The following is a 26,135-nucleotide window of genomic DNA, read 5'->3' as shown; positions in this document are numbered from 1 at the left end:
TGGCTCGGCCATGACAGCACAGATGGACGGCCGCGCGATCACCAATCCCGAGAACGCGCAAAACTTTTCGCACGCGGAGATCAAACAGGCTGCCGACCAGATGAATCCGGACGGACCGGACGGTGCGTTCGATGCCTGGGCCGCCATCGCGGCAGCGGTGACCAAGGCCGGACAGCAGTTCGAAACCGCGATTCAGCAAGCGGTGGATCAGCATTGGGAGGGCGCGGCGGCGGACCGGGCGGTGCGCGGCATCCGGGAGTATGCCGCCCGCGTCGGTGAGCTGGGCGAGTCGCTGGATCAGCAGTCGACACCGCTGTCGGCGGCGGTGAGCGCGGCGGGGCGGTTCAAGGTGGCGGTGCCGCCGGTGGTGGATAGTTCGGATAGTGCGCGGGGGCCCGAGTTGCGAAATTCGCAGGAGGAACAGGCCCGGGATGACATGAGCACGTTTTATATCCAGCCCTATGGGAGTACGGCGCCGTTGATTCCTACGTTGCCGCCGCCGGTCGATCCGATTTCTGGGGAGTCGGGGTTTTCGGGAGTGCTGGGGGCTTTTCCGGGTGGGGATTCCGGGAAGGCCGGGGATCCGAGCCCGGTGGAGGGTCCCGGCCAGGGTGGGATTTCCAGCAGAGCAGGAGATACAGGCACGCCTGACGGCACCGGCAGGGCTGGGGATTCCAGCAAAGCAGGAAATACAGGTACGACGGAGGGGACCAGCGAGGCTGCGGATACAGGTAAAGCGGCGGGCAGCAGCGGGACTGGGAATTCCGGCAAAGCGGAAGAGACGAGCGGCGCCGGGGATGCAGGTAAGGCCGTGGATCCGAACAACAACGGGGGCACCGGCAAGGCCGATGGGGCGGATCGATCCGAAGCTGTTGCCCCGCAGTCTATTTCGTCGAGTCAGAACAATGACTCATCGACCACGCCCGCGTCCTCTACCCATGCATCAGCAACTTCGGCCATCCCCTCGGCGGCCGGTACGCAGATTTCACCGACTACAGTCACATCCGACGGGATCGGGCCGGGAACCTCGACCTCGACGGGCGCTTCCCTCAGTCCCGGTAGCGCACCCAGTCTCGGTGGCGCGTCCAGTCTCGGTGGCGCGTCCGGTCCCGGTGGCGCACCCAGTCTCGGTGGCGCACCCAGTCTCGGTGGCGCACCCAGTCTCGGTGGCGCGTCCAGTCTCGGTGGCGCACCCAGTCTCGGTGGCACGTCCAGTCACGGTGGCACGTCCAGTCCCGGCGGTGCGCCCAGTCCCAGCGGCACGTCCAGTCCCGGCGGTGCGCTCAATCCTGGTGGTGCGCCGAACACCGGCGAGACTCCGAGTCCTGGCAAGTCGGTGCCGGGCGCCACACCGGGAGCGACGACTGCTCAGCCGAGCACCAGCACGCCGAGTCGGGTGGGTGCGACAGCTACCGCCGGATACTCCGGGATGCTGCCGCCCGGCGCGCGAACCCGACGAGGCGAAGACGGTGAACACAAGTCGGCGAAGTACTTGCGCACCGAGGAGCACGGCGAGGAACTCGTCGGCGAAGTGGAGAAGACCGTGCCGCCCGTACTCGGGGCGCAATGATGACGCAGTGGACCTTGTCCGCCGAGCAATTCGCGGCGGCCTGGTTCGGCACCGGCCTGGATCGCATGCCCTTTCCGTTCCGCTTCACCAGCCGCTTTCCCGGACTCCACGAATATCGGGCCTACCAGCGGCAATTCCGCGCCGAGCTGGACCGTGCGGACAATGCGTCGCTGCAGCGTGCCATCGGGGTGCTCGCAAAACCCGAGTGGCGCATCGAACTGTTCGGCATCGATAACACCCGCGGCGCGATCGAACTGCGCGCCATCGGCTGCGCCACCCGCACCGGACCGGGCGTCATCGCGCTGCAGGCTGCGGCTCCGGATGGCGGCAAGGTACGGCTGCGCCGCGTCCGCGTCGACCAACTCGCCACCGAACTGATCCGCCTGCTCCCCGATCCGCCACCCGGCACCGCGGCCGAAAAGAGCTACCTCCTCGACGATCTCGACGACGACCGCCCCGACCCCTTCGGCAACTCCCCCTCCCGCGCCATCCAAGACCGCTACCGCCGCTTCTGGCGCCAACCCTGCGACACCAGGGGCACCGCTACCGTCCTGGTCGGCCCCCGCAATGCCGAACCTCTGCGCACCGGAAAACTCCGCTGGATCGACACCAAGGCCGGCCGCTACTGCGAAGTCCCCGCCAACCGCGCCCTCATGATCCGCCCCGCCACCAGCGCCGACATCACCCGCTACCTGGACGAGTCCATCGTCCGAGCCAAAGCCCGCGTCGACTCATAGGACTCGCGGGCGGAGCAAGATCTGGTCAGCGACGCTTTCGCAGGAACCGTCGGCACCGCCGCCGAGATGACCGAGGGGCTGGCACAGTCCCACCCGCTCGACGATGTCGAGGGCGATCCGCTCACCGACAGCGACACGAATACCCGCTGCGCCGCGACGACGACGGCCAACTGCGCGCGTACGTCGCGGTCGCCATCGACGAAATTGAAGAAGCTCGCCGAGCGAGCCGCCGAAAGGGTATTCAGCTCTGAATCCGGTTGTCGTCGAACCTGATCCGTTTCGACGACACGAGCCCGCCGTCGTGGCTGCGGTCCGGTCGAACCGAAATATGCTGCGGCCGAGGCGAACTCGATGAACACCAGGCGATGAAGGTGTCGTATATCCAGTGGCTACCTCGCACAGGTCACACGGCATGGTCACTGGATGTGCGGCAGCACGATCACCCCCGCCTCGCCGTTCCCATCCACTACGCCTTCACCAGCGGTACCCTCGGCGACCGCCTGATGACCAAATCCACCCGCAACCGTCCCGACCTCTATCGCGATGCCACCGCCGACCTGGCCCCGGACACCACCGTCCGCATCCTCGAACCCGGCCACCCCCTGCCCCTCTGAACCATTGCACGCCCGGGTTGTTGCGCCCGCCGACATTCTCGCTACCAGCTCGGGCGGGTGCGCATCGCATCGGACCGATGCACGGTCCGGTAACCGACGAGCACAGCCAGCTGCCACTGCGGCGATCTCGATGCGGGCGCGACAGGAACCGCCCAGAAATCCGGCGACGGAGCGGCTTTCGACCTCGGCTACAGACGATTTCGCCTGGGAACCCACGTGCACCGACGACTACCGTTGGCGCACAGCCGGATTCCCAGGCGAATAAGAGGGGCTCAGCCGAGCAGGTGCCAATCCTCGAGGCCGTTGTAGAGCGGCAGGTCCCGGGCCAGCTTGGTGACGCGAGCGCGCAGCGCGTCGACATCGGAGCCCCCGGCCAGTGCGGTGGCGATGATGTCGGCGACCTCGGTGAATTCGGCGTCGCCGAAGCCGCGGGTGGCCAGGGCTGCGGTGCCGATGCGCAGGCCGGAGGTGACCATCGGCGGGCGCGGGTCGAACGGAACGGCGTTGCGGTTCACCGTGATTCCGATTTCGTGCAGCAGATCCTCACCCTGCTGACCATCGATCTCGGAGTTGCGCAGGTCGACGAGCACCAGGTGCACATCGGTGCCGCCGGTGAGGACGCTGATGCCCTTGTCCTTGACGTCCGCACCGCCGAGCCGCTCGGCCAGAATCTTCGCACCGGACAGGGTGCGCTCCTGGCGCTCTTTGAATTCGGCGCCCGCCGCGATCTTGAACGCGACGGCCTTGGCGGCGATCACGTGCATGAGCGGGCCGCCCTGCTGCCCCGGGAACACCGAGCTGTTGAGCTTCTTGGCGTACTCCTGCTTGGCCAGGATCAACCCGGAGCGCGGACCGCCCAGCGTCTTGTGCACGGTGGAGGACACCACATCGGCGTAGGGCACCGGCGAGGGGTGCAGACCGGCGGCGACCAGACCGGCGAAGTGCGCCATATCGACCCACAGCTTCGCGCCGACCTCATCGGCGATCTCCCGGAACGCCGCGAAGTCCTGGTGCCGCGGGTAGGCCGACCAACCGGCGACGATCACCTTCGGACGCGAGCTGAGCGCGGTCTTGCGCAGCTCCTCCATATCGATGCGGTGATCTTCCTTGCTGACCCCGTAGGAGTGCACCTCGTAGAGCTTGCCGGAGAAGTTCAGCCGCATGCCGTGGGTGAGGTGTCCGCCGTGCGCGAGGTCGAGGCCGAGCAGCCGGTCACCCGGCTCCATCAGCGCCATCAGCACCGCGGCATTCGCCTGCGCGCCGGAATGCGGCTGCACATTGGCGAATTCGGCGCCGAAGAGTTCCTTGGCACGATCGCGGGCAAGGGTCTCGACGACATCGACGTGCTCGCAGCCACCGTAGTAGCGACGGCCCGGGTAGCCCTCGGCGTACTTGTTGGTGAGCACGCTGCCCTGCGCCTGCAGCACCGCGCGCGGCACGAAGTTCTCCGAGGCGATCATCTCGAGGGTGTCGCGTTCGCGGGCGAGTTCGCCTGCCATCGCGGCAGCGAGCTCCGGATCGAGCTCACCGAGGGATTGGGTATTGACAGAGGCGGTCGTCTGCGTCACCTGGCCGAGTCTATTGGCCGTCCGCGCCGCGCCGATCAGGGGGTTCTGTGTCTCGGTGTGCATCGCAACCTCCGTGGTCCGGGTGCCCCGGAGTGCGCACCCCAAGGCCCATGAGCCCAGCACCCAGGCGCGCGGTGCGGGGCGAGGGTGCTTCCCGGTGGTTGCTTCCACCTCGAGTGCGCCAGTCGCGGTCCAACCATCTTATCCGTGGGTCGGCGACGGTCCGCGACCCGTCAAGCCCCGGGTACGGCGGACCGCAACAAGGCGGTGAGGTGCATTTGCGCATCGTCGAGTGGCCGGGTCGATTTCAGCGCCCGTGATTGGATGATCGCGCCCTCCAGCGCACTGATGACGAATCCGGCCAGCGACCGCGCCTCCTCGGCCGATAAACCCTTGTCGCGCAGCCCATTCGCGAGTTGGTCGGTCCACTCGGTGAAGACGGTGCCCGCGGCGGCCTGCACCCGCGGTTCGGATTCGGCGAGAGCGGCGCCGACAATCGGACATCCCGTGGTGAACGCGGACTTTTCGAGAGCGCGCCGCCACCAGCCGACGAGCGCGGCGATCCATTGTTCGGCGGTTCCGGAGCCGGTGATCTTGTCGGTCACCGCGGCCAGACGTGCACCCGCCGTCTTGGTCGCGACCTCGACCAACTCGCTTTTACCGGATGGAAAGTGCTGGTAGAGCGAGTTTCGGGAGGCACGACCGCGTTCGAGCAAAGTGGCGAGCCCGGCGGCGTGCACGCCCTGTTCGCGCACCAGCTCGATGGCGCTCTCGATCAACCGGTCGCGCGGACCCAAGGTCATCGCCATCCTCCTCGCCCATGCTTGCGTGAACCGATCGGTCCATGCTGCAATCATGACAGATATGGACCGATCGGTTCATCGAAAGGACGGGATTCATGAGCGAGCACAGCGAGCGAAAGATCAACACAGCCGCCTGCGCGGTCATGACGGAGCCGAGCGCCAGTGAGGCGAAGGCATGAGCGCGCCGACCGATCTGTCACAGCTGTCGGGACTCGAACTACTGCGCACCGCGATGACGACCGACTCGCGACGACCGTTTATCGGCGATCTGCTCGGCCTGGAGGTCGAGGAACTAGAGTTCGGGAAGGCGGTCTTCGGGCTGCGTACCCGGCCCGATTTCGCCAACCCGCTCGGCACCACGCACGGCGGCATCTGCGCCACCCTGCTCGATTCGGTAATGGGCTGCGCGGTGCACACCACGCTCGACGCCGGTGTCGGCTACACCACGCTGGAACTGAAGATCAACTACATCCGCGCGGTACCCACCGACGGTCGTCGCCTGACCGCGACCGGCACCACCATCCACGTCGGCCGCACTACCGCGACCGCCGAGGGTCGCGTCGTGGACGACCAGGGCAAGTTGGTCGCACACGGCACCACGACCTGCGTCATCTTCCGCTGAAGGGAGTACAGCCATGACTCAACGCAGCACAGCCGCAGCGGCGCGCAAGTTCCGTCGGGAACGGCTCATCGGGCGCTATCTGGTCAACCCCGCTGTCGGACTGCTGGATCGAATCGGCATCCGTTCCTCGATGATCGCCGAGTTGGAGACCATCGGCGCCAAATCGGGTCAGCCGCGCCGCGTGCCGGTCACCGTTTCGATCGATGACGAGGGCGCGTGGCTGATCTCCCAGCACGGCCACCGCGCGGGCTGGGCCCGCAATATCGCCGCGAATCCGCAGGTCCGGCTGCGCCAGGGCAAGCGCTGGTACACCGGTACCGCGGCCTTCGTCCCCGATGACAATGTGGCCGCCCGCGCCCGCACTTTCGCCAGGGGCCACGCCGCCGAGTCGGCCACGGCATGGACGATCAAGGCACTGGAATCCGACCCCATCTCGGTGCGCATCACCTTCACCGCCGCCTGAGGATGTGTCTCTCGCCACCGGTTTCACGGGGGTCATCCAGAGTCACATGGTGCGAAGGGCTCCCGGGGTGAGCGGCTCGTCGAGGAGGCGGCGGAAGCGGTCGGCGCGGTCGTCCGCGTCGGCGGCGCGGTCCAGCCAACTGCCGAGCAGGCGGTAGCCCTCGACGTAGGTGCTGATGTAGGCGCGCCAGAGGGGCGAGGACAGGAAGCGCAGGGATTGGCGGGCGCGTTCCTGAGTGGTCAGGCCCCAGCGCTGCAGGAATTCGGCGACCTCGTCGGCGTCGCGGCGCCGATCGTGCAGCAGCAGCGCGGCATCCTGCCTGACTCCGAGCAATTCGGCCGAGGCATTCGAAAGCTGTTCGGCGCGTTCACCTTCGAAACGCAGACCCAGATCGGCGTAGATCTCCTGCGCCCATTTGCCCCAGCCGGATCCGACGATCGAGCGCAGCGCCAGATCCGCCAGCCCCTCCGCCATCAGGCACTGCGGGGTATTCACCAGGAACAGCGTCTGCTCGGCCTGCCCGTTCGCGACCAGACCGGCCTCTTTTCGGCAGTGCTCGGTGTGGTGTCCCGGATAGGCCTCATGCGCGATGAGGCCGGGCAGATGCGCCATGTGCTGTTTGAGATCGGAGTTGATCGCCACCCGGGAGTGGTAGTTGCCCAGGTAGTAATTGAAGCCGGACCAGGGCTTATCCCCCACCACCTCATAGGTGACGTGCTCGTGGTCGGGCAACGGATAACGCTCGCGCACCCGTTCCCGCAACGCACTCGAGAACGCCTCGACGCAGACACTCAACCGCTCCGGCGGAATCTCATCGGCCTTGCGGAATGCGGTCACCCGTTCGGCGAGCGGGCCGTCACCGGGCAGCACCTCGTCCATCTGCCGGTGCGCGTCGCGGTAGTCCTCGACATCGCCGGGTGCGATATCGACATCGAAGTACGCGCGCACCTCGTCGACGAACCTGATGTCGTCCCCGGCGAACTTGCGACCGGAGCATTCCAGCGCGCGCAGATGCACATCGAGGAATTCGGTGCGCTGCCGCGGCAATCCGGCCGCGGGCAGTTCCGCACGCAATGCCGCCGCCCGCCGCGCCAACTCGCGCGGCTCGGGAGCGGGCGCGTTCTCCACCTCGCGACGCAACGCCGGATCGCCGGTATAGGCGTCGACGAAACCTTCCTCCAGCCGGTCGAATGCCAAGCCGAGCCGCAGGTACTCGGTCACGAGGGGATGCGCTTCCATGTCCGCCGACATTAGCCGCTGAAGGCCATGTCATCGACCGGTTACCACCCGGTATCGGCACCCCGCTTTTCACACGATGTTGACGCAGAGCAGAATTCGGCTATGCGAGAGCTGGACCGAATCTCATACAGTCGGCGCGCGACGTATGCGTGTTTGCCTGAACGGAGTGTCGGGTAAGTGGCACGAATGAGCGAGCCGAGTCCCTATGTGGAATTCGACCGGAAACAGTGGCGGACCCTGCGTAAGTCGACTCCCCTGGTGCTCACCGAGGAAGAACTGATCGGACTTCGCGGCCTCGGCGAACAGATCGATCTGGAAGAGGTCGCCGAGGTCTACCTCCCGCTCGCTCGTCTCATCCACCTGCAGGTCGCCGCACGTCAGCGGCTGTTCGCCGCGACCGCGACCTTTCTCGGGGAGACCCATCCAGACCAGCAGGTGCCATTCGTGATCGGTGTCGCGGGCAGTGTCGCGGTCGGAAAATCCACCACCGCCCGCGTACTACAGGCGCTGCTCGCGCGGTGGGATCACCATCCGCGTGTGGATTTGGTCACAACCGACGGATTCCTATATCCCACCGCGGAACTGAACCGGCGCGGCATCATGCATCGCAAGGGTTTTCCGGAAAGTTACGACCGCCGCAAACTACTGCGCTTCGTCACCGAGGTGAAATCCGGTGCGGCCGAAGTATGTGCGCCGGTGTATTCACATATCTCCTACGACATCGTGCCGGGCAAGTTCCACTGCGTGACTCAACCCGACATTCTCATCGTGGAGGGTCTCAATGTGCTGCAGACCGGTCCGCGGTTGATGGTCTCGGATCTGTTCGACTTCTCGATCTACGTCGACGCGCGCATCGAGGACATCGAGAACTGGTATGTGCAACGGTTTCTCACGCTGCGCGAGACCGCGTTCGCCGATCCGAACGCGCATTTCCACCACTACGCGGGCTTCACCGACGACCAGGCGACGGTCGCCGCGAAGGAGATCTGGAACTCCACCAACCGGCCGAATCTGGTGGACAACATTCTGCCCACCCGTCCGCGCGCGACGCTGGTGCTGCGCAAGGACGCCGACCACAGCATCAACCGGCTGCGGTTGCGCAAGCTCTGACCATCACAGCTTCCAGGCCGCGTCCAACCGGGCGGCGACATCGATATCGCGCACCGCGGCGATATGCGGTTTGCGGATTTCGGTGGCGAGATAGCGCGCGACGAAGCGCCGGATCTCGTGGTCGACACTGGCCAGGATGCGCAGCAGCTGCCCGCGTTTGGTGGCGGTGGCCACATTGATGCGAACATCGCTCGGGCGCGGTTCGGCGATATCGATGACGACCCGCAGCGGCTCCGCGGTGCGCACGGTCAAGTGCAGGTGGATATTGCCGTCGATGTGGAAGCGGTGCCGATCGACGGCGAGATCGAGCAGCAGATCGACATCGAGCGGAATGACCAGCTCGAAGGAGATGACCTCGTCGACGTACCGTTGCAGCTTCGGCTCGCCGAGTCGCACCTGCGCGGCGACCTTCGCCAATTTGGCGGGCCCGACACCGATCGGGCCGAAATCGAAGGCGGCGCCGGTCAACTGGGCGAATGCACCTGAGATGCGCTGTTCCGAGGCCGCATATTCCAGGAAGCGCCGACCGAATTCCGCATAGCCGATGTAGGACATCTGCTCCCCCTTCGGCCCGGGCACAGCATTCGTCGACTCGTCCACAAACCGGACGGTACGCGAATGTCGTTGCGTCAGATGCCGAAGCGGCGATGTCGAGCGGCGTAGTCGCGCAAGGCGCGCAGGAAGTCCACCCGGCGGAATTCCGGCCAGTACGCCTCGGTGAACCATATTTCCGAGTATGCGCTCTGCCACAGCAAAAACCCGGAAAGACGCTGCTCACCGGAGGTCCGGATGACCAAGTCGGGATCCGGTTGGCCGGAGGTGTAGAGGTGCTGGCCGATGGAGTTCACGGTGATCGACTGGACCAGATCCTCCCCGGTCTCCCCCGCCGCGATCTCCTGGCGGACCAGCTTGCGGACCGCGTCCGCGATCTCCTGCCGACCGCCGTAGCCGACCGCGACATTCACGTGCACACCGTCGCGTCCGATGGTGCGTTCGGCGGCGGTGCGCAGCCGCTTGGCGACCAACTCCGGAAAGCCGTCGAGGGTGCCGACGATGCGCACACTCCAGTTCTGTTCCGGTGCTGACAGCTCCTCGACGACATCGGTGATCACCTCGAACAGGGTCTCCAGTTCGTCGGGATCGCGCTGCAGATTCTCGGTGGACAGCAGATAGACGGTCACCATCTCGATGCCCTCGTCCGCGCACCAGCCGACCAGTTCGGCGATTTTCAGCGCACCGACCCGATGCCCGTGGGTCACATCGGTGAAACCGTTTTCTCTGGCCCAGCGCCGATTACCATCGCACATCACCGCGACGTGCCGAGGATGTTGTTTGCCGGCCAGCTGCTTGGACAGCCGCGCCTCGTAGATGCGGTATGGCAAACCACGCACCTGACTGGGAAGCTCCACGGCGACCAACCCTACGCCTCAGCGGCGCGATCCCGGCATCGACTGCGGTTCCGGGTACGGTGACGATACGGCACAACTTACGGTACCGTAAGTTACTGACTAGTATGACCAGGAGGTAACTCGTGTCCGAAATGGTCGGCGCGACCGATGCGACACCGGTCGCGATCCCGGGCGCGTCAGCACTGCTCAAGCCGCGGATGCGGGGCTGGATTCACACCTGGGCGGTCGGCATCGCGGCAATCGCGGTGCTCGTTTTGGTCTCGAAGGCCGCGAGCGTCTCGGCGACGGCAGGCTGGTCCACTCTGGTCTACGGGCTGACCGTCTGCGGGTTGTTCGGCATCAGCGCCGTCTACCACCGGGTGACCTGGGCCACCGCGAAGGCGCGCGTCCAGATGAAGCGGGCCGATCATTCGATGATCTTCCTGTTCATCGCGGGCAGCTATACGCCGTTCGCATTACTCGGCCTACCGGGACGAACCGGCCAGATACTGCTGCTGGTCGTGTGGCTCGGCGCGCTGGCCGGTGTGGCGCTGAAACTGTTGTGGCCGACCGCGCCCCGATGGGTCGGGGTGCCGCTGTATCTGCTGCTCGGTTGGGCGATCGTGCCGGTGGCGGGGCAGCTCAATACGAATATCGGCATCGCACCGCTGATCCTGCTGCTCATCGGCGGTCTGGTCTACAGCGGTGGCGCGATCCTCTACGCGACCAAATGGCCGAACCCGTGGCCCGCGGTCTTCGGCCACCACGAGTTCTTCCACGCCGCGACGGTGCTCGCCGCCCTGTGCCACTACGCCGCGATCTGGCTGGTCGTGCTGCGCTGAGTGCAGCCGGGCAGCCGGAACATCGTGGGCATGCCGAATTGCCCTTTGCGGCAATAGAGTTGGGGACGGATGCGGATCCGGAAAATTGCGGGGCGAGATGGCACAGCAGACGATCGAGACCGGTAGACAGCAGGCGGGACGCGAGCGGGGCATCGGCTACCGCTGGGGCGTGGCGATGGCACAGCACCGGCGGATCGTCGTCGCGGTGTGGCTGGTGCTGATCGCCGCGTGCGCGGTCGCCTACCCACAGCTCAACGGCCGCCTGGAGGCCATGGAATTCCACGCCGACAAGGCGGAATCGACACGGATCACCGAACTGCTCGCCGCGCACTATCCGGATCTGGGAGCCGAACAGCTTGCGCTGGTCTTCGATTCGGAGCAGCGGACCGTCGATGATCCGGCCTACCGGGCGATCGTGGAGCGGGCGGTCGCGGATCTGCGCGATGTGCCCGGGGTGCGGGTCGCGGTCGGGCCGTTCCAAGGGGATCAGAAGTCGCAGATCTCGGCGAGCAGGCATGCGGCGCTTGCCGTCGTCGGGATCGACGGCACGATTCCGCAGCGCGCAGAGTTGGCCGGTGAGCTGCAGGAACGTGCAGGACAGTTCTCCGGTGACGGAGTGACCGTCGGGCTCACCGGCTTCTCACCCGTGCTGCGCGACCTGATGGAGATCGAGGTGGCCGATTCCGGCCAGGCCGAGGCGCTGGGCCTGCCGGTGGCATTCGTGCTGCTCATCCTGGCGCTCGGCACGGTGGTCGCCGCGTTGGTGCCGGTCATGGTGGCGTTGAGCGGGCTGTTGCTCGCGTTCGGCGGACTGTTTCTGCTTTCGCATGTGATGGCGACCAGTTCGCTGTTGCTGGCCGTCGCGACCATGATCGGCACCGGCATCGGGCTGGACTATGCGATGTTCGTGGTCAGTCGGTTCCGCGAAGAGCTCGCGAAGCCGGGCGGCAGTTCCGCGGCCGGTGTGGCGCATGCCTGCGGGATCGCGATCGCCACGGCGGGTAAAACGATCGTCGCCTCGGGCTTCATCGTGATGATCTCGCTGTGCTCGCTGGTGGTGGTGCGCGCGCCGGTGTTCCGCGGTATCGCGGTCGGCGTGGTGATCGCGGTCGTGGCCACGCTGATGGTGGCGCTGACGCTGCTGCCCGCGGTGCTGGCAATGCTCGGGTCGCGGGTGAATCGCGGTGCGCTGCCCGCGCGGTGGCAGCCGTTGGAGACCCGGCCGGGATCGGATGCCGATCCGGCGAGCGGGCGGTGGGCCCGGTGGAGTCGGATCGTGATGGCACGTCCGGTGGTATTCGGTATCGCGGCCACGCTGGTGTTGCTGGTGGCGGCCGCGCCGCTGACCGGAATTCGCTACGGCATGGATATGGGCACCGCGGCGATGGGCGACACCACCTCCGGCAAGGCGAGCAAGGTCGCCTCGGAGAATTTCGCGCCTGGACTGCTCGCGCCGATCACGATCGTGGTGACCGGCGCCGGTGATACGCCGCTGAACGCCACGGCGACCGGCGAGGTACAGAACTTCCTGACCGCACTCCGCTCGGATGAGCGCATCGAACAAGTGCTGCCGATCCAGCGGGACGGCCGGATCTTCGCAATGGTGGTCGCGAAGACCGCATTCGATTCCACCGAGGCCGATCAACTCGTCCGGGAGATCCGCGACCGGGCCACCGCACTGCCCGGTGACACGCTGGTCGGCGGTCCGACGGCGGAGTTCGCGGATATGTCCGACGAGATCACGGGGAAACTGCCACTGGTCGTCGCGCTGGTTCTATGCTGCTCGTTCGTGTTCCTCATTGCTGCCTTCCGCAGCATCGCGCTACCGATCAAGGCAATAGTGATGAATCTGCTGGCCACCGGCGCAGCCCTCGGCATCACCGTTGCGGTGTTCCAGTGGGGCGTCGGCGAGTCACTGCTCGGATTCCACAGCACCGGATTCATCCAGGTATTCCTGCCGACCATGGTCTTCGCGATTCTGTTCGGGCTGTCGATGGACTACGAGGTTTTCCTGATCCGCCGGATCAAGGAGTTCTGGGAGCACTCCGCGCGCACCGCGGCCGATAACGAATACGCCGTGGCGGCCGGGCTCCAGCACACGGCCCGCCCGATCAGTGCGGCTGCGGCCATCATGGTGGTGATCTTCGGTAGCTTCCTGACCGCCAGCGTGCTGGAGCTGAAGGAGGTCGGGCTGGCGCTGGCAGTGGCCGTGGCGATCGATGCGGCACTCGTGCGATTGGTCTTGGTGCCCGCGCTGATGAAGCTGTTCGGAACCTGGAACTGGTGGCTGCCCGGCTCGGGGACGCCCGTGCGCGTCGGGGTTTCGGTGCGCGCGCAGGCACCGGCGCAGGCGGGCTCCGCTCCGGATGTCAGGGCACCGTGATCACCAAGCTTGTTGTTTGGGCGCTGAAGGCGCGGTGGGGGCTGGCGGCGGTGGTGATCGCCGCGAACCTCGGTGGCCTCGGGGTGATCGTGACCGAGCTGTGGCTGAGTGGATTTTTCGGCCGGATCGGGGATGGCTGGGGGCGCATCATCGGGCTTGCGTCGATCTATCCGATGTTGGGATTCCTGGCCGGAGTCGGGCTCGCCGTGCGCGATCGGACCGTGTATTTCGGGTGGCTCGATGACGGGCGCAAGCCGACCGTCGACGAGGCGCGACGACTGCTGCGCCTACCGATCGCGATCACCACCCGAGCGCTGGCGATATGGCTGCCCGGCGTGATCGTCGCGGCCTCGATGCTCTCGCACCTGGCCGCACACAACAGTGCGGCGGTGACGGTGGCCCTGTTCACCCTCGGCGCACTGCAATCGGCCGGATTCACCTTCCTGATCGTCGACCGGCTTATCCGCCCCACCATTCCGGTGGTGTCCGGGGTGCTCGGCCCGACCGCGCACTGGAGTTCCTCGGTGCTGATGCGGGTCGTGATGACCTGGGCGGTGGCAGGTGCGATGCCGCTGCTCATGCTGATCACGGTGCTCGCCGATCCGGCCTCCGGGGCACCGGACCGCGTCCGCGCCGCCATCTACCTCTCCATTGTCGGCATCGGATCCGGTGTGCTGGCGACCGCGATCCTGGCCCGTTCGGTCGCAACGCCGATGCGCACACTGCGGCGGGCGCTCGATCGGATCACCAAGGGCGAGTTCGATGTTCGGGTTCCCGTCGGCAGCACCAGCGAGATCGGGCGGCTGGAGAATTCGGTCAATGAACTCGCTGCCAACCTGTGTGAACGTGAGCGGATGCGGGTGGTATTCGGCCGTCACGTCGGCACGGAAGTCGCCGAGCGGGCATTGGCGGGCGGGGTCGATCTGACCGGCGATGTGCGCGAGGTGTCGGCGCTGTTCGTCGATGTCACCGGATCCGTCGAGCTGTCCAGCGGTCTGACGCCGCACGATTTCGTGGCCAAGCTCAATCGACTGCTCGCGATCGTGGTTGCGGCGACCGAGGAGAACAACGGCCTGGTCAACAAGTTCGAGGGCGATGCGGCGCTGTGCATCTTCGGTGCGCCGATCGCGTTGCGCGACAATGCGACCCCTGCGCTGCGGGCCGCGCGGCGCATTCGCGACGAGGTCACGGCCACCGGCGAACTCGATATCGGCATCGGCGTCGCACGTGGGCGGGTGTTCGCCGGTGATATCGGCTCCGATACGCGGTTGGAGTACACGGTGATCGGCGATGCGGTCAACGAGGCGGCCCGGCTGACCACCGAAGCGAAAGAGGTGCCGCGCCGAATCCTGGTGAGCGGTGCGATCATCGAGGCGGCGGCCGAGCACGAGCGCGCCAAATGGGTTCGCTACGACAGCATTCTGCTGCGTGGCATGCCCGAACCCACCGTCTGCTGGACCGACGTGGCGGCCACCCCGACTCCCAAAGGGATGGAACCCGATACCGATGCGGCGGCCATCAGCGCGATCGCCGAAGTACGAACTGCGACAACCGAATCCCCGTCGCAGAAGCATTGAGCGCCGGGGCGCCTCGGCAGGATTGAGAGCGATCAGCCGGTCAGATGACGATCGAATCCTGTCGCAAAATTCGCTGATCGCCGTCTCGCGGTGCCTTCAGCCGGAGTGCAGAACAATCAGGCCGTCAGCGCGACAATCGAATCCGCGTCCCAGAATCGCTGAGCGCCGGACCGCGACACGTTCCAGGGTTCAGAGCAGCCAGCCGGTCAGCGCGACAACCTCCGCGGCGATATCGGTGACCTCGCGGCCATCGGTGTCGACCCGATGCACCCACACCGGGGCCTCGGCATCCAGTTTCGCCGCCATCACCCGGCCACGCTCGACGTGCTCATCCAGCGCACTACCGATCTCCCGGCTTGCGAGCCGCTCGGCCGCTGTCGCGTCCGCACAGGTCAGGAGGACCGCGGTGACCTCCGGCTGCTCCCCCATCGCCGTGACGAGTTCACCGAGCACCCCCTCGAACACACTCGCGACATTAGTGTAGACCATCCGCCGATACCCGAGTGCACGGTAATTCGCCCACATCGCAGCAAGATTCCGCTCCGCCAGACCGTGCTCCCAAGGTGCGGGATACGCCAGATCCAGATTGTCCCCCTCGATCAAACAATGCCGCACCCGCGCCGCCGAAAGCCGCGCATGAACCTCGAACGCCACCGTCGTCTTCCCGACCCCGGACCGACCACCGATGAACAAAGCCTGACTGCGCAAGGTCACCCACCAACTCTGCCGCAAGCAGCCCGCCCACCGTGGGCGCATTGCCGCACCTCGCCCCCAACTGACGCATACTCGCCGATGTCCTCGCACAATGTGCATCCCGCGCACGCAATGGAGCCTGTGCACGGCGGGCTCGCGTTCGACATGCACCTGCGCCTGGCAAACAACCTCCGCTCGGCGTGCAGGACTCTGCCCGGCATGCGACAGGCAAGCTGCGTTCGACATGCAATCAGTGCGCTGCCCACACCCGGCGCGGGTGTGCAATCTGCGTGCGGCATATGACCGGCGCGCTGCGTGCGGCGGGCGACCTGTGCCCGGTGCGCAGGGAACTCGGCACGTGGACTCGACTGGCGGTTGGGTGGGCCCAACCGAGCGGGTGCGGCGGGGCTACGGGCGGTTCAGGGAGGCACGCAGCTCGGGTGGGGTCGTTACGGGGAGGTCGCAGACTGAGCCGCGGCAGACGTAGGCGGAGGGCATTCCGTTCACTGGGGTGCGGTCGGTCAAGAGGGGGACCGAGTTGGTCGTAGCGGCGATGATGACGGTGCCGCCTGGGGCTTCGGCGCGGGCGGTGGCGATCAATTCTGTTGCCGCGGTTGAGGTGTCGGGTAAGGCGATGGCAACTTGGAGGGGGCCGCGCAGAGCGGGTTCGGCCACGGTGAGCCATTGGCCTGCCGAGCGTGGTACGCGGGCGAGGACGACGGCGCCGCGTTGGAGGGTCTGGTCGGCCAGTTCGCGGTAGCGCAGGGCCGGTTCCGGGGCGCTGGTGGTGGCGGCGGCGGTGAGGAGGGCTTCGGCCAAGGCGGATGCGCCTGCGGGGGTTGCGCCGTCGATGGGATCACGGGGGCGGGCGACGAGGGTTTCGGCGTCGTCGGCGGTGTCGAACCAGCTGCCGGGCGCAGTGTCGTCAGCGAAGTGTTGAATTGCCTTGTCCAGCAGTCGTTGTGCGTGTTCGAGCCAGTCGAGTCGGCCGGTGGCCTGATGTAGGGCGAGCAGGCCGGTGACCAGCCAGGCGTAGTCCTCCAAGACGCCCGGAGACGTGCCGACCACGCCACCGAGCGACGCGCGGCGAACCCGGCCCTCGACCACGTGCTCGGTAAGCAGGAAGCGGGCACAGCGAGCGGCGGCTTCCACCCAATCATCTTGCCGCAGAGCCGAACCCGCCTCGGCTAGTGCTGTAATCGCCATGCCGTTCCAGGCGGTCACCACTTTGTCGTCGCGGTCCGGCTGTGGGCGTCGCGCACGGGCCTCGCGCAGTGTGGCGCGGGCACGTTCGAAGCGTTCACGGGCAGTCCCGTTGTCGGACAACGCATCAGGATCGGCATAGAGGGTGAGCACCGAGGTGCCCTGTTCGAAATTCCCGGCCGTAGTCACCCCGAAAACCTCTGCCGCCCAGGCGCCTTCGATAGGGCCGAGTTCGCCGATCAGCTCGGCGGGCGTCCAGACATAGGTCGCGCCTTCGACACCCGGTCCGCCCGGCTCCAAGTGGGTGTCGGCGTCCAGCGCGGACGCGAACCCACCGTGCTCGGTGCCGAGGTCGTCGAGAATGAACTGCACCGTCTCGTGAGTGACCCGGTGCGCCAGTGACTCTCGCTCAGGGCTTCGGCGGGCGAGATGCGCATAGGCGCGCAGCAATTGCGCATTGTCATAGAGCATCTTCTCGAAATGCGGCACCAGCCAGGCGGCATCGACGGAGTAGCGCGCGAACCCGCCGCGCAACTGGTCGTAGATACCGCCGCGCGCCATGGCTTCGGCCGTCCGATTCACTACATCGAACGTCCCGGCATCGCCGGTGCGCTCCCAACTGCGCAGCAGCCCCTCCAACAAGGCCGATGGCGGAAACTTCGGCGCACCACCGAATCCACCGTGTTCGATATCTTCATCACGCAGCACCGTGACGACCGCATGATCGAGCAGTTCGGCCGAAATCGTCACATCGGCATCGGGCAGCCCGGCGGCCTGTGCCCGCAGTGCGTCGGCCACCTGCGCGGAAGCCTTGTCCACCTCATCGCGCCGGGTGTTCCAGGTATCGGTAACGGCCGTGAGCAGCTGGGTGAACGACGGCATCCCACCGCGCGGCACCTTCGGGTAGTAGGTACCGCAATAGAAGGGCTCGCCATCCGGCGTGAGGAAGCACGTCATCGGCCAGCCCCCCTGACCGGTCATCGCCACCGTGGCATTCATGTAGACCGCGTCCAGATCCGGACGCTCCTCACGATCCACCTTGATGCACACGAAGTTGTCGTTCATCTGCGCCGCCGTCCGCTCGTCCTCGAACGACTCGTGCGCCATCACATGGCACCAGTGACAACTCGCGTACCCGACGGACAGCAGGATCGGGACATCCCGCGCCCGCGCCGCGGCCAAGGCCGCGGGATCCCACTCCCGCCAATGCACCGGGTTATCCGCATGCTGTCGCAGATACGGTGAGGTCGCGCTACCCAGCAGGTTCACCATCTCAGCCTCTCACGTCCACTCGAACCGGCCACTCGAGGAGGTACCCGATTCACACCGGCAATCACACTCGCAATGGTCACGCAGGCGGGGACCTCCAGGGCCGCTGGAACCGAGCCCACCGAAATGGACCTCTCGGTACGCTTTCCGCAAGAACGAATCCCCTGGAATCCGCTCCCGGGGCCTTATTCGTTCAGCGCTGAATTCCCTAGCGCAGCGCCGGTTCCGGAACCTCTGAGCGGAGGCCACGTCCCCGAGCGTGGAGTCCGCATCCGAATGCATCGGATCGAGGGCGGTCGCGATGCCGATTGCTTGCGCTAAGCAACTACCGTGCGCATCGACATCGAAAGGCAGGTATCGACTCGAACAGGATCTCGGCGCGCCGCCGGTGACATATGCGGCATGCTCGCGGCAACCTCGCGCCGCGATCGCAGCCCGAGCTTGGCGAGGATGTTCGATACGTGAGACTGAACTGTGCGGCGCGACAAGAACATCTGCGCCGCGATATCGGAGTTGGTGCAGCCTTCGGCGACGAGCGCGGCTACCTTGCGCTCGGTATCGGTCAGCGCCGCCCAGCCGGATTTGGGCCGGTTGCGTCGACCGCGTACACCTCGCCGAATGTCGTACGGTCGCACACGTGCGACCGTACGGGCGGTGTCCCACGATGCGCCGAGGCGGCTATAGATCCCGATCGCGGTGTCCAGCGAACGGCGCGCATCGACATCCCGTCCCGCGGCGGCGAGCAGCACGGCGGCGTTCTCGTGAGCCTGCGCTTGGTAGAGCAGCCGCCCGGACCGCCGGAAGGCCCGGGCCGCCGCCAGCAAGCTATCGGAATCGCGCTCGGCCATACCTCGGCACAGTAGCGCTGTCCCGATCCTGGAGGCGGTCGGCTGTCGCGCCACGAGCTCGTCGGCGCCGACCACTACCGACCGCGCCGCATCCGTATCGCCGAGGTCCGCGGCCAGTCGGGCGATATCCGGGAAGATGTAGTACAGCGTCGCCGCGGCCGAATGGTCGGCGAGTCGCTCATGGGTGTCGACGAGCAGCTTCAAGGCGAGGTCCGGATGGCCGTGTGCCTCGTGCGTCAACGCCTTGGCCCACAGGTGTAAGTGCGCGTACCCGGTGGTGCCCGCGAGGTCGTCCGCGATGGGAATACTGTCCACGTCCGGCAGGAACGTGCCGCGGTGAATACCGATGAGCGCCGCGAGGCTACCCGCGACCGTCGAGTACCCGAGCACGTCCGGCGCCGCGCCGGCGCCGCATTCGGCCACCGCGTCATCCCAGCGACCGTTCAGCAGGCAGAGCCGTGCTTTGGCAACGAGGTTCGCGGACAGGGATATGCCAGGGACACGGTGGTTGCGCGCTATCGCCTGATTCAGCACGTCTTCGGCATCGGTCAGGCGATCGAGTTCGATCAGACAAAGTGCCCGTAGCGCGTATGGATCGAACTGGTCCGGTCTGGTACCGACGGTCGAGGCGATGGGTATCCGCGTGCTCAACTCCAGTGCCTCGATGAGATCGCCTCGGGTGTACCGCACCGCGCCAACGGCGCTGAGGCCGTACCCGATAGTGCGGGGATCCCCATTGGATTCCCCTATCGCGATCGCAATTCGACCCGCTCGCTCGGCCGCATCGAACCGGTCGAGGAATACATTGTCCACCGCACACATGCCGTGGAAGCGACCCACCGCCTCGATATCGAGATCCATTGTGCTCAGCGCTGTTTCGGCGATATCGACGGCATCGGCGATTCGGCCCCCGGCTCGGCAGGCCTGGGCGAGCAGCCAGTGCATTTCGATATCTTCGCCGTACTCCGACCGCGTCGACAGCGCAACGCGCACTTCGGCCTCCGCCTCGGCAGTTCGACCGCTCCACAGCAGCACCTCGATATACCGGCGGATCAGCGGTAGGTCATCGGACTCCGTCATCGCGCGCCGCAACAGTCGCACCGCCAGCTCGGGCGCTCTGAAAGCCAATTTGTCGGCTACCGCTACCAGCCAATCGACGCCGGTGTCATCCAGTTCGTAGTCGGCAACCGCCAGATAGTGTGCGATCCGCTCGATCGGCGCGTTGGTCGTCCGCAGTACCCGACCAGCCGTGTGCAGTAGACCAGCGCGCACCGTGACAGGTAGCTGATCCGACAGCACCCGCCGGATCAGGTCATGCCGGAACACCACTTCGGAGTCGACGAGTGCGAGCACTCCGGTCGCCATCACGTCACTGACGACGCTCCATACCTCGAGGAGGGGGCGGTCCAGAACCGCTGCCAGTTCCGTGACGTCCACGACCGGGCCGAGCGCGGCGGCAGTCGCCAGCACGTGCCGGGTCCGGCGCGGCAGAAAGTCCAACCTCCGTGAAATCGCCTGCGCGAGTGTGGTGGACGGGCGCTCCCCAGCGACTGCCACGGGGATGTCGGCGGCGTCGGCGATCACCGTGATCGCCTGCTCACGCAACAAGGCGGCCACCAATTCGGTGATGTAGCGCGGATTTCCGCTCGCACCCGCCACCTCACGCAACAACGCCGGGCCGGGGGTGGCACCGACGATGTGCGAAACCAATTCCGCCGCTGCACCGGCGGATAGCCCGCCGAGTCGTATCAGCGGAGCGCGGCAGGCGCGGAGTTCGGCCGACAGTGCGGTGAACGCGGAGTCCTGAGGCTGTGAGCGGGCACCGAGCAGCAGCAGTAGCGGTAGCTCATCGATGCGGGTGCACAACCGCTGCAACACCGACACGCTCGACGCGTCGGCCCAGTGGACGTCGTCCATGATCAGCGCGAGCGGGCCGGTAGCGCACCAGGTCTCGATGTGATCCAGGATCGCCTCGGCGATGACGATCTCATGCCTTGCCTCGGTGTCGCTCGCCCGAACATCGCGGTCGAGCAAGGCAGGGAACGGATCTGCGCCTGGCGTGTCGGGGTCGAGCCAGGAGCGCACCGCGGCGAACGAGACGGTCTGCCGTAGTTCGGTGGCGACCCCGAGTCGAATATGCAGGCCCGCCGCCGCGCACCGCAGCTTGGCCGCGTCCAACAGAGACGTCTTGCCGATACCTGGTTCGCCCTGCACCAGCACGACGGCTCCCCGCCCGGCGGCGGCCCGTGCCACGAGCGCCGCCAGCATCTCGATCTCGCCATCACGACCGATGACCACAGGCGCGCCGGATTTCGGGGAAGGCAGCGTCAACGAACCGGGCATGCCGGAGCCCGATCACCGATTCCGGCTGAATCCGGACCCACGTCGACATACCCGGAGGGGGATATGGCAATGGATGGCAAATCCCATTGTCGCGCCGATTTTTCCGCGCGGCAGGCGACATTCCATCCGAACGGCATCAGGTGGACGCGTTCCCCGTATTGCCCCAGTTGCGCGGCAAGGTCCGAAAGCACATCCAGTGTGTCGGCGACGCAGGTGAGGACATCCAGTGGATCGGCCTCCGGCGTGCACCGACTACCCGAGGTTGCGCAGTGCGGGGTTCCGGCGATAACGATATGGGCCGCCTCGCTGACGAGGCACAGGTACCGGATCGCGCGGACGGCCTCGGCGGTCAGGGGACAATCGCCCGGTTCGACGACGACTCGCACTACCAGGCAATCGACGAACCTCTGCGTCGCCCCCACTGCCGCCGGGTCGACGGCCACCGCGCAGGGACCAGCGGCCACCAGGGCGTATTCGAAACTGCGCCACCGACTTCCGACGCCCCTCATCCAAGGGACCTCCCCTGCGGACGCTGCTGAAGGTCGGTCATGGCTGCGTCGGCACCTTCTGGTCGGCGACGCCGCAGAGGGTGTAACAGAATACGAACGGCACCGCACCGTCGTTGAACCATGCGTGCGGGGTGCCGTGCTGGATCACGCAATCGCCTGCGCGCAGCGATACTTCGACGCCGTCGCCGAGACGCAGGCGGCCCTCGCCGCTGAGCACGACGATGAAATCGATGCTCACGGTGCTGTGCATGCCGGGCGCGGCGGGGTCGAAGGCCGCCATCATCCCCGGCAGTTTCGCCTCCGCTTCCGCGACGACGGCCGCCATCGCCTCCTCGGACAGGTCGGCATCGGGCTCATAGGTCAGCCCAGGCGGTACCGAGATGAATCCGAAACGCAGCCCGCCCGGACCGGGAAAATAGCTCGTGCCGGTCTGCGCGGGCGTCTTGTCGACCGGCAGTTCGGGAAGTTCGTCGAGTTCCCACATCCGATGGATCTCGGCGCCTGGGAGCAGCGCCAATGTCAGCGGGGCGACAGTGTCGTCCGCCAGCACCTGTCCCTGTCCGGTTCCGTTGTCGCCGATCACGATTCTGCGCATGTGAACTCCTGAATATCGTCCGCAACCAGCCGAATCGGGTCGGCACCGGTGGCCGCACCGGCCGATCCGGGCCTCAGCTATCGGCGACCGTATCCGCCGCCCACGCGGACCCGCTTGTCCCGAAGCGCATGAGCATTGTCCGGATGCGCAGACCTCGAAACCCGGCAATGCCTGCTCCACCGGTGCTCCGCACGGTTCTGCACTAGGCTTCTTCCGGAGTTGGGGCCGACGCCCGGGCCACCGATGATCGTCGAATCGGAGGCGATATTCATGAACCGAGCGGCTATCGCCGACTCCACCACGACAAGTGTGGTGGATCCACATGAGCGAGCCGAGTACTGGGCCGATCTGATCAGCACATACCACTGTCGGCTCGGCTACAGATTCCCGAGCAGCGCCGACTTCCAAGGGCACACGCAGCTGCGGCGAACCGACGCCTACCAGCTCGTCGGGTGGAAATCGGATGCCGTCACCTACCTTCGCAACCCGAGCCATATCCGCGCCGACCCCGATGACGACTACCGGCTGATCGTTCCGTTCACCGGGCGACTGTCCTTCCGCACCGAAGACGGGTACGGGATCCTTGCCCCGGGAACAATGGCTCTGGTTTCCGTCGACCGCCCTTACGCGATGTCCATGTCCGACGGCACGCGCGGGATGATCATCACCATTCCGCGCAAGGAGATAAAGCATCGCCTCAACCGGGTCGTTCCACCCGACCACCCGCTGGATCTCACGGCCGGGCTCGGGCGGGTGACCGACGGGATACTCGGCGGCCTGCACAGCGAATCCGCCGCACTCACCGACCTCCAATTCGACAGCGTCTCCGAACGGCTGGTGGATCTGCTCTGCATGCAGATCCTCGGCGAACCGGCGAGCTCGCCCACCCAGCTCGCCCATGTCGAAGCGACCGCTCGCCGGTATATCCACGACCATGCCGGAGATCCGGACCTCAACGGCACGCGCGTCGCCGTTGCGCTCGGCTGGTCACTGCGGCAAATTCAACTGGCGTTCAGCAATGCCGGAACCACGCCCAGCGATGTCATCCGGGAAGAACGCCTGCGACTGGCGCGCGACCGCTTGCGCAGCCCGGCCTACCAGCATCGAAGTATTACCGATATCGCATCGGACCTCGGCTTCGGTTCGGTGAGCAGCTTCAGCAAGGCCTTCCGCAGACGCTTCGGCGCCACACCCGGCCAGCTCCGCGAGGACCGGCGGGCCGCATCCGACGACTGATTTCAGCAGCGACCGGCAAGCACGATCACGCTATCGTCGCTGCGTGGACTCCCTGCGCCAGCTGCGGTACTTCGTCGCCGTCGCCGAAGAACTGCATTTCGGGCGGGCCGCCGAACGCCTCGGCATCGCGCAGCCGCCGCTGAGCCAGCGCATCCGCAAACTCGAACAGGATCTCGGGGCCCGGCTCTTCGACCGGGACAGCCGACGCGTCGAACTCACCGAGGCGGGTCAGATCCTGCTCGTGGAAGCCCGCGATCTGCTGGCCCGCTGGGACCGCGCGCAACGGCTGGTGGGCAAGGCCCATCGAGGTGAGATCGATGCGCTGCGGGTCGGTGTCCCACCCGAACTGGCCGGACGGGTGCTCGCGGCGATCCTCACCACATTCGAAAGCCGTGACGTCCGAGTCGATCTGCAGGAACTGACCACCGCCGAGCAGATCCGACTGCTCGCCGACCGTCAACTCGACGCCGGGCTGCTGCAACATCCGGTAGATGTGGTCGGACTCGAGCTCGGCCCCGAGGTGGAGACACCGCTCGGCGTGGTGCTGCCACGCGACTCGCCGCTGGCCACGCGCTCCGCGCTCACCCTCGCCGACCTGGCCGGACTCGGTCTGGTGATCTTTCCGCGGGCCGCAGCGCCCGGACTCTACGACGCGACGCTGCGCACCTGCTGGGAGCACGGCTTCCGGCCCACCCGCGTGCAGCACGCGCGCAATCCCGAATTCGTCCTCGGCATGGTGCTTTCCGGCCGCGGCGTCGCCTTCGACCAGGGCATGGTCGCGCAAAAGGAACCGCGTGTCGTCTGGCGACCGCTGACCGACGCACTGAGCTGGCGGCTCTCGCTGGCCTGGCCCGCCGCGGCACCGCATCCGCTTGTCCGCGAACTGGCCGAGCTGATCGTGACGGTCATCCAGGGCGACGGCGCGTCGCGGCCAGCGCCCGCTCAGGAGGTGGCGCAGCGGCCGTGGAATGTCGTATTCGGCAGATCGTGACGGATGCGGTGAATCGCCAGCCGCGCGGCCTCGCCGATCGCATGATCCACCTCGGGCAGTCGCTGGGCCAGCGTATCCGCCCTGGTGAATACCGCTACGGCATAACGACTTCCACCGGGATAGGCCACCACCCCGATCTCATTGCGAATCGCGGGCAGTGATCCGGTCTTGCCCCACACCGACACCTCCGACGGGAAGGCCGCGGCGAGCCGGTGCCAGTTGAGCTGCTGGCCCATGAGCTCGCGCACCCAACGGCAGGCGGCAGGATCGCCCGCGCGGTCCTGGCCGAGCAGGGTGAGCAGCCGGGTCATATCGCGCGGCGTGCTCGCGGTCGTGCGCAGCGGGTCCATGGCCCGGGTGGCAAGTACTTCCGACACACTCAGGGTCGGGAAGCGACGCGCGAATTCGGCGGTGTCGGATGCGCCGATATCCTCCGCCATGGTCTGGACGACATACCTGGGCGAGCCGACGATCCGCGTCTCGGTGAGCCCCAATTCGCGCACCAGCGAGCGCACATTGTCCAGGCCGACGCGATCGAAGAGCAGGTCGGCGGCAGTGTTGTCGCTCACGGTCAGTGCGAAGAACGCCGCATCGCGCAGGCTGAATTCGACATCGTCCAGACATCCGGCGGTGCCGACGCCACCGAGCCGGTCCGCGGCGCCCGCCCGCACCCGATCGGTCGGGTCCAGCTGGCCCGCGACCACCTGGCGGGCGAACTCCAGCACCAACGGCACCTTCACCACCGACGCCAAAACCACCGGTTCATCGGCGCCGAGCCCCGCCGCACCGGCGCAATCGAAGCATCGGGCATGCACCCAACCGCGCACACCGACCTTACGGAAGATCTCCTCCACGATTGCCAAGCTTCCACACGAGACAGCTCCGGGTCAGCTTGACTCTCCCGCCGATGGAGGGTTCACGCTCGTCACCGTCCGATATTTCGATACCGAAGGGCTCACGATGAAACTCGATCTGGCCAAGAGCGACCGGCACTACTACGACGCCACCCGGGAACCCGAACTGCGCACCTTCGACGCCTACGGCTATCTGACGGTCACCGGCTTCGGCGCACCCGGCGGCGAGCGGTACACCGAGGCGGTGCAGACGCTGTACCGAACCGCTTACGGCGCCAAGAAGATCGCCAAGGCGGACGGCGAGGATTTCGTGGTGCCGAAGCTGGAGGGCCAGTGGTGGGTGAACTCGGATGAACCGCCGCTGTCGGTGCCACGCGAGCAGTGGCAGTGGAAGCTGATGATCCGCATGCCTGAGGTGGTGACCGCCGAGATGGTGTCCGGGGCGACATTCGAGCGGCTGACCGAGGGCGAGGCGATCCAGGTCATGCATATCGGACCGTATGCCACCGAACCGGAGACGCTGGCCAGGATGGAAGCGTTCATGACCGCCGAGGGATTGCTCATGAACGGCCGCCATCACGAGATCTACCTCTCGGATCCGCGCAAAGTCCCCGGCGCGAATACCCGCACGATCCTGCGTCATCCCGTGCGTCGCGCCTGAGATCTACCGCGCGGCAA

General features: G+C 66.5%; 23 protein-coding genes and 1 riboswitch. Of the genes, 12 read left to right on the top strand and 11 right to left on the bottom strand.

Features of this window, described 5'->3' with window-relative positions:
- The first annotated feature begins 10 nt into the window (after positions 1-10).
- The 3 genes from ACQPZ2_RS08030 (at position 11) to ACQPZ2_RS08020 (ending at position 2,921) form a co-directional block, all read left to right on the top strand.
- Complete coding sequence (locus ACQPZ2_RS08030) at positions 11-1,570, top strand: hypothetical protein (protein WP_433524973.1); 1,560 nt, start codon at positions 11-13, stop codon at positions 1,568-1,570.
- Entirely contained in the window at positions 1,567-2,307 is a 741-nt protein-coding gene (locus ACQPZ2_RS08025) for an ESX secretion-associated protein EspG (protein ID WP_433524972.1), read from the top strand. Before ACQPZ2_RS08030 ends, ACQPZ2_RS08025 begins: the two co-directional genes overlap by 4 nt.
- 425 nt (positions 2,308-2,732) lie before the next feature.
- Positions 2,733-2,921, top strand: a complete 189-nt coding sequence (locus tag ACQPZ2_RS08020) for a hypothetical protein (protein WP_433524971.1) — start codon at positions 2,733-2,735, stop codon at positions 2,919-2,921.
- A gap of 272 nt (positions 2,922-3,193) precedes the next feature.
- Here the strand turns inward: ACQPZ2_RS08020 and glyA are convergent, their stop codons facing one another.
- Positions 3,194-4,489 (bottom strand): serine hydroxymethyltransferase, encoded by a 1,296-nt coding sequence (gene glyA, locus ACQPZ2_RS08015; protein WP_063036523.1) that lies wholly within the window; start codon positions 4,487-4,489, stop codon positions 3,194-3,196.
- Between the two features lie 114 nt (positions 4,490-4,603).
- Positions 4,604-4,688, bottom strand: a riboswitch (ZMP/ZTP riboswitch).
- Positions 4,689-4,722: 34 nt separating this feature from the next.
- Positions 4,723-5,292 (bottom strand): TetR/AcrR family transcriptional regulator, encoded by a 570-nt coding sequence (locus ACQPZ2_RS08010; RefSeq protein WP_433524970.1) that lies wholly within the window; start codon positions 5,290-5,292, stop codon positions 4,723-4,725.
- 175 nt (positions 5,293-5,467) lie between these two features.
- On the opposite strand from ACQPZ2_RS08010, the gene ACQPZ2_RS08005 reads away from it, so the two are divergent.
- Positions 5,468-5,914, top strand: a complete 447-nt coding sequence (locus ACQPZ2_RS08005) for a PaaI family thioesterase (RefSeq protein ID WP_433524969.1) — start codon at positions 5,468-5,470, stop codon at positions 5,912-5,914.
- Between the two features lie 13 nt (positions 5,915-5,927).
- The gene (locus ACQPZ2_RS08000; RefSeq protein WP_433524968.1) at positions 5,928-6,377 is read left to right on the top strand and encodes a nitroreductase family deazaflavin-dependent oxidoreductase; all 450 of its coding nucleotides are present in this window, start codon (positions 5,928-5,930) and stop codon (positions 6,375-6,377) included.
- A gap of 42 nt (positions 6,378-6,419) precedes the next feature.
- Here the strand turns inward: ACQPZ2_RS08000 and ACQPZ2_RS07995 are convergent, their stop codons facing one another.
- Positions 6,420-7,616 (bottom strand): DUF885 domain-containing protein, encoded by a 1,197-nt coding sequence (locus ACQPZ2_RS07995; RefSeq protein WP_433524967.1) that lies wholly within the window; start codon positions 7,614-7,616, stop codon positions 6,420-6,422.
- 177 nt (positions 7,617-7,793) lie between these two features.
- Here ACQPZ2_RS07995 and coaA point away from each other — a divergent pair, with 177 nt between their 5' ends.
- Positions 7,794-8,726, top strand: coding sequence for a type I pantothenate kinase (gene coaA, locus ACQPZ2_RS07990; protein ID WP_433524966.1), 933 nt, complete (start codon positions 7,794-7,796; stop codon positions 8,724-8,726).
- Positions 8,727-8,729: 3 nt separating this feature from the next.
- Here coaA and ACQPZ2_RS07985 read toward each other — a convergent pair whose 3' ends face one another.
- Both ACQPZ2_RS07985 and ACQPZ2_RS07980 read right to left on the bottom strand, forming a co-directional pair.
- Positions 8,730-9,326, bottom strand: a complete 597-nt coding sequence (locus ACQPZ2_RS07985) for a hypothetical protein (protein ID WP_433524965.1) — start codon at positions 9,324-9,326, stop codon at positions 8,730-8,732.
- A 29-nt stretch (positions 9,327-9,355) separates the two neighbouring features.
- Positions 9,356-10,144, bottom strand: a complete 789-nt coding sequence (locus tag ACQPZ2_RS07980) for an isoprenyl transferase (protein ID WP_063824599.1) — start codon at positions 10,142-10,144, stop codon at positions 9,356-9,358.
- A gap of 122 nt (positions 10,145-10,266) precedes the next feature.
- On the opposite strand from ACQPZ2_RS07980, the gene trhA reads away from it, so the two are divergent.
- From trhA to ACQPZ2_RS07965, 3 genes are all read left to right on the top strand, one after another.
- Positions 10,267-10,956 carry a PAQR family membrane homeostasis protein TrhA gene (trhA, locus tag ACQPZ2_RS07975; RefSeq protein ID WP_433527355.1) on the top strand — a complete coding sequence of 230 codons (690 nt, stop codon included), beginning with the start codon at positions 10,267-10,269 and terminating at the stop codon, positions 10,954-10,956.
- 97 nt (positions 10,957-11,053) lie between these two features.
- Positions 11,054-13,339, top strand: a complete 2,286-nt coding sequence (locus ACQPZ2_RS07970; RefSeq protein ID WP_433524964.1) for an MMPL family transporter — start codon at positions 11,054-11,056, stop codon at positions 13,337-13,339.
- Positions 13,336-14,916: an adenylate/guanylate cyclase domain-containing protein gene (locus tag ACQPZ2_RS07965; protein WP_433524963.1), complete on the top strand. Its 1,581-nt coding sequence runs from the start codon at positions 13,336-13,338 to the stop codon at positions 14,914-14,916. Before ACQPZ2_RS07970 ends, ACQPZ2_RS07965 begins: the two co-directional genes overlap by 4 nt.
- A gap of 189 nt (positions 14,917-15,105) precedes the next feature.
- Here ACQPZ2_RS07965 and ACQPZ2_RS07960 read toward each other — a convergent pair whose 3' ends face one another.
- The 5 genes from ACQPZ2_RS07960 to ACQPZ2_RS07940 all read right to left on the bottom strand — a co-directional run bounded on the left by ACQPZ2_RS07960 (position 15,106) and on the right by ACQPZ2_RS07940 (position 22,376).
- A complete protein-coding gene (locus ACQPZ2_RS07960) occupies positions 15,106-15,630 on the bottom strand; it encodes an AAA family ATPase (protein WP_433524962.1) in 525 nt (174 codons plus the stop codon).
- A gap of 387 nt (positions 15,631-16,017) precedes the next feature.
- Complete coding sequence (locus tag ACQPZ2_RS07955) at positions 16,018-18,084, bottom strand: thioredoxin domain-containing protein (RefSeq protein WP_433524961.1); 2,067 nt, start codon at positions 18,082-18,084, stop codon at positions 16,018-16,020.
- Between the two features lie 314 nt (positions 18,085-18,398).
- On the bottom strand, positions 18,399-21,272 hold the full coding sequence (locus ACQPZ2_RS07950; RefSeq protein WP_433524960.1) for a helix-turn-helix transcriptional regulator: 2,874 nt from the start codon (positions 21,270-21,272) through the stop codon (positions 18,399-18,401).
- Complete coding sequence (locus tag ACQPZ2_RS07945; protein ID WP_433524959.1) at positions 21,257-21,781, bottom strand: hypothetical protein; 525 nt, start codon at positions 21,779-21,781, stop codon at positions 21,257-21,259. Before ACQPZ2_RS07945 ends, ACQPZ2_RS07950 begins: the two co-directional genes overlap by 16 nt.
- A 37-nt stretch (positions 21,782-21,818) precedes the next feature.
- A complete protein-coding gene (locus ACQPZ2_RS07940) occupies positions 21,819-22,376 on the bottom strand; it encodes a cupin domain-containing protein (RefSeq protein ID WP_433524958.1) in 558 nt (185 codons plus the stop codon).
- 270 nt (positions 22,377-22,646) lie between these two features.
- Between ACQPZ2_RS07940 and ACQPZ2_RS07935 the strand changes: the two genes are divergently transcribed.
- Together ACQPZ2_RS07935 and ACQPZ2_RS07930 are read left to right on the top strand one after the other, a co-directional pair.
- Positions 22,647-23,612: a helix-turn-helix domain-containing protein gene (locus tag ACQPZ2_RS07935; protein WP_433524957.1), complete on the top strand. Its 966-nt coding sequence runs from the start codon at positions 22,647-22,649 to the stop codon at positions 23,610-23,612.
- Between the two features lie 43 nt (positions 23,613-23,655).
- Entirely contained in the window at positions 23,656-24,603 is a 948-nt protein-coding gene (locus tag ACQPZ2_RS07930; RefSeq protein WP_433524956.1) for a LysR substrate-binding domain-containing protein, read from the top strand.
- Here the strand turns inward: ACQPZ2_RS07930 and ACQPZ2_RS07925 are convergent.
- Positions 24,555-25,457 (bottom strand): serine hydrolase, encoded by a 903-nt coding sequence (locus ACQPZ2_RS07925; RefSeq protein ID WP_433527354.1) that lies wholly within the window; start codon positions 25,455-25,457, stop codon positions 24,555-24,557. The two genes, ACQPZ2_RS07930 and ACQPZ2_RS07925, sit on opposite strands and share 49 nt — an antisense overlap.
- Positions 25,458-25,563: 106 nt before the next feature.
- On the opposite strand from ACQPZ2_RS07925, the gene ACQPZ2_RS07920 reads away from it, so the two are divergent.
- Positions 25,564-26,118 carry a GyrI-like domain-containing protein gene (locus tag ACQPZ2_RS07920; protein WP_433524955.1) on the top strand — a complete coding sequence of 185 codons (555 nt, stop codon included), beginning with the start codon at positions 25,564-25,566 and terminating at the stop codon, positions 26,116-26,118.
- Positions 26,119-26,135 lie beyond the last annotated feature (17 nt).

The organism is Nocardia pseudovaccinii (genome assembly GCF_050942345.1).
GTDB lineage: Bacteria > Actinomycetota > Actinomycetes > Mycobacteriales > Mycobacteriaceae > Nocardia > Nocardia pseudovaccinii.
This window is presented reverse-complemented; position numbering and strand designations above follow the sequence as displayed.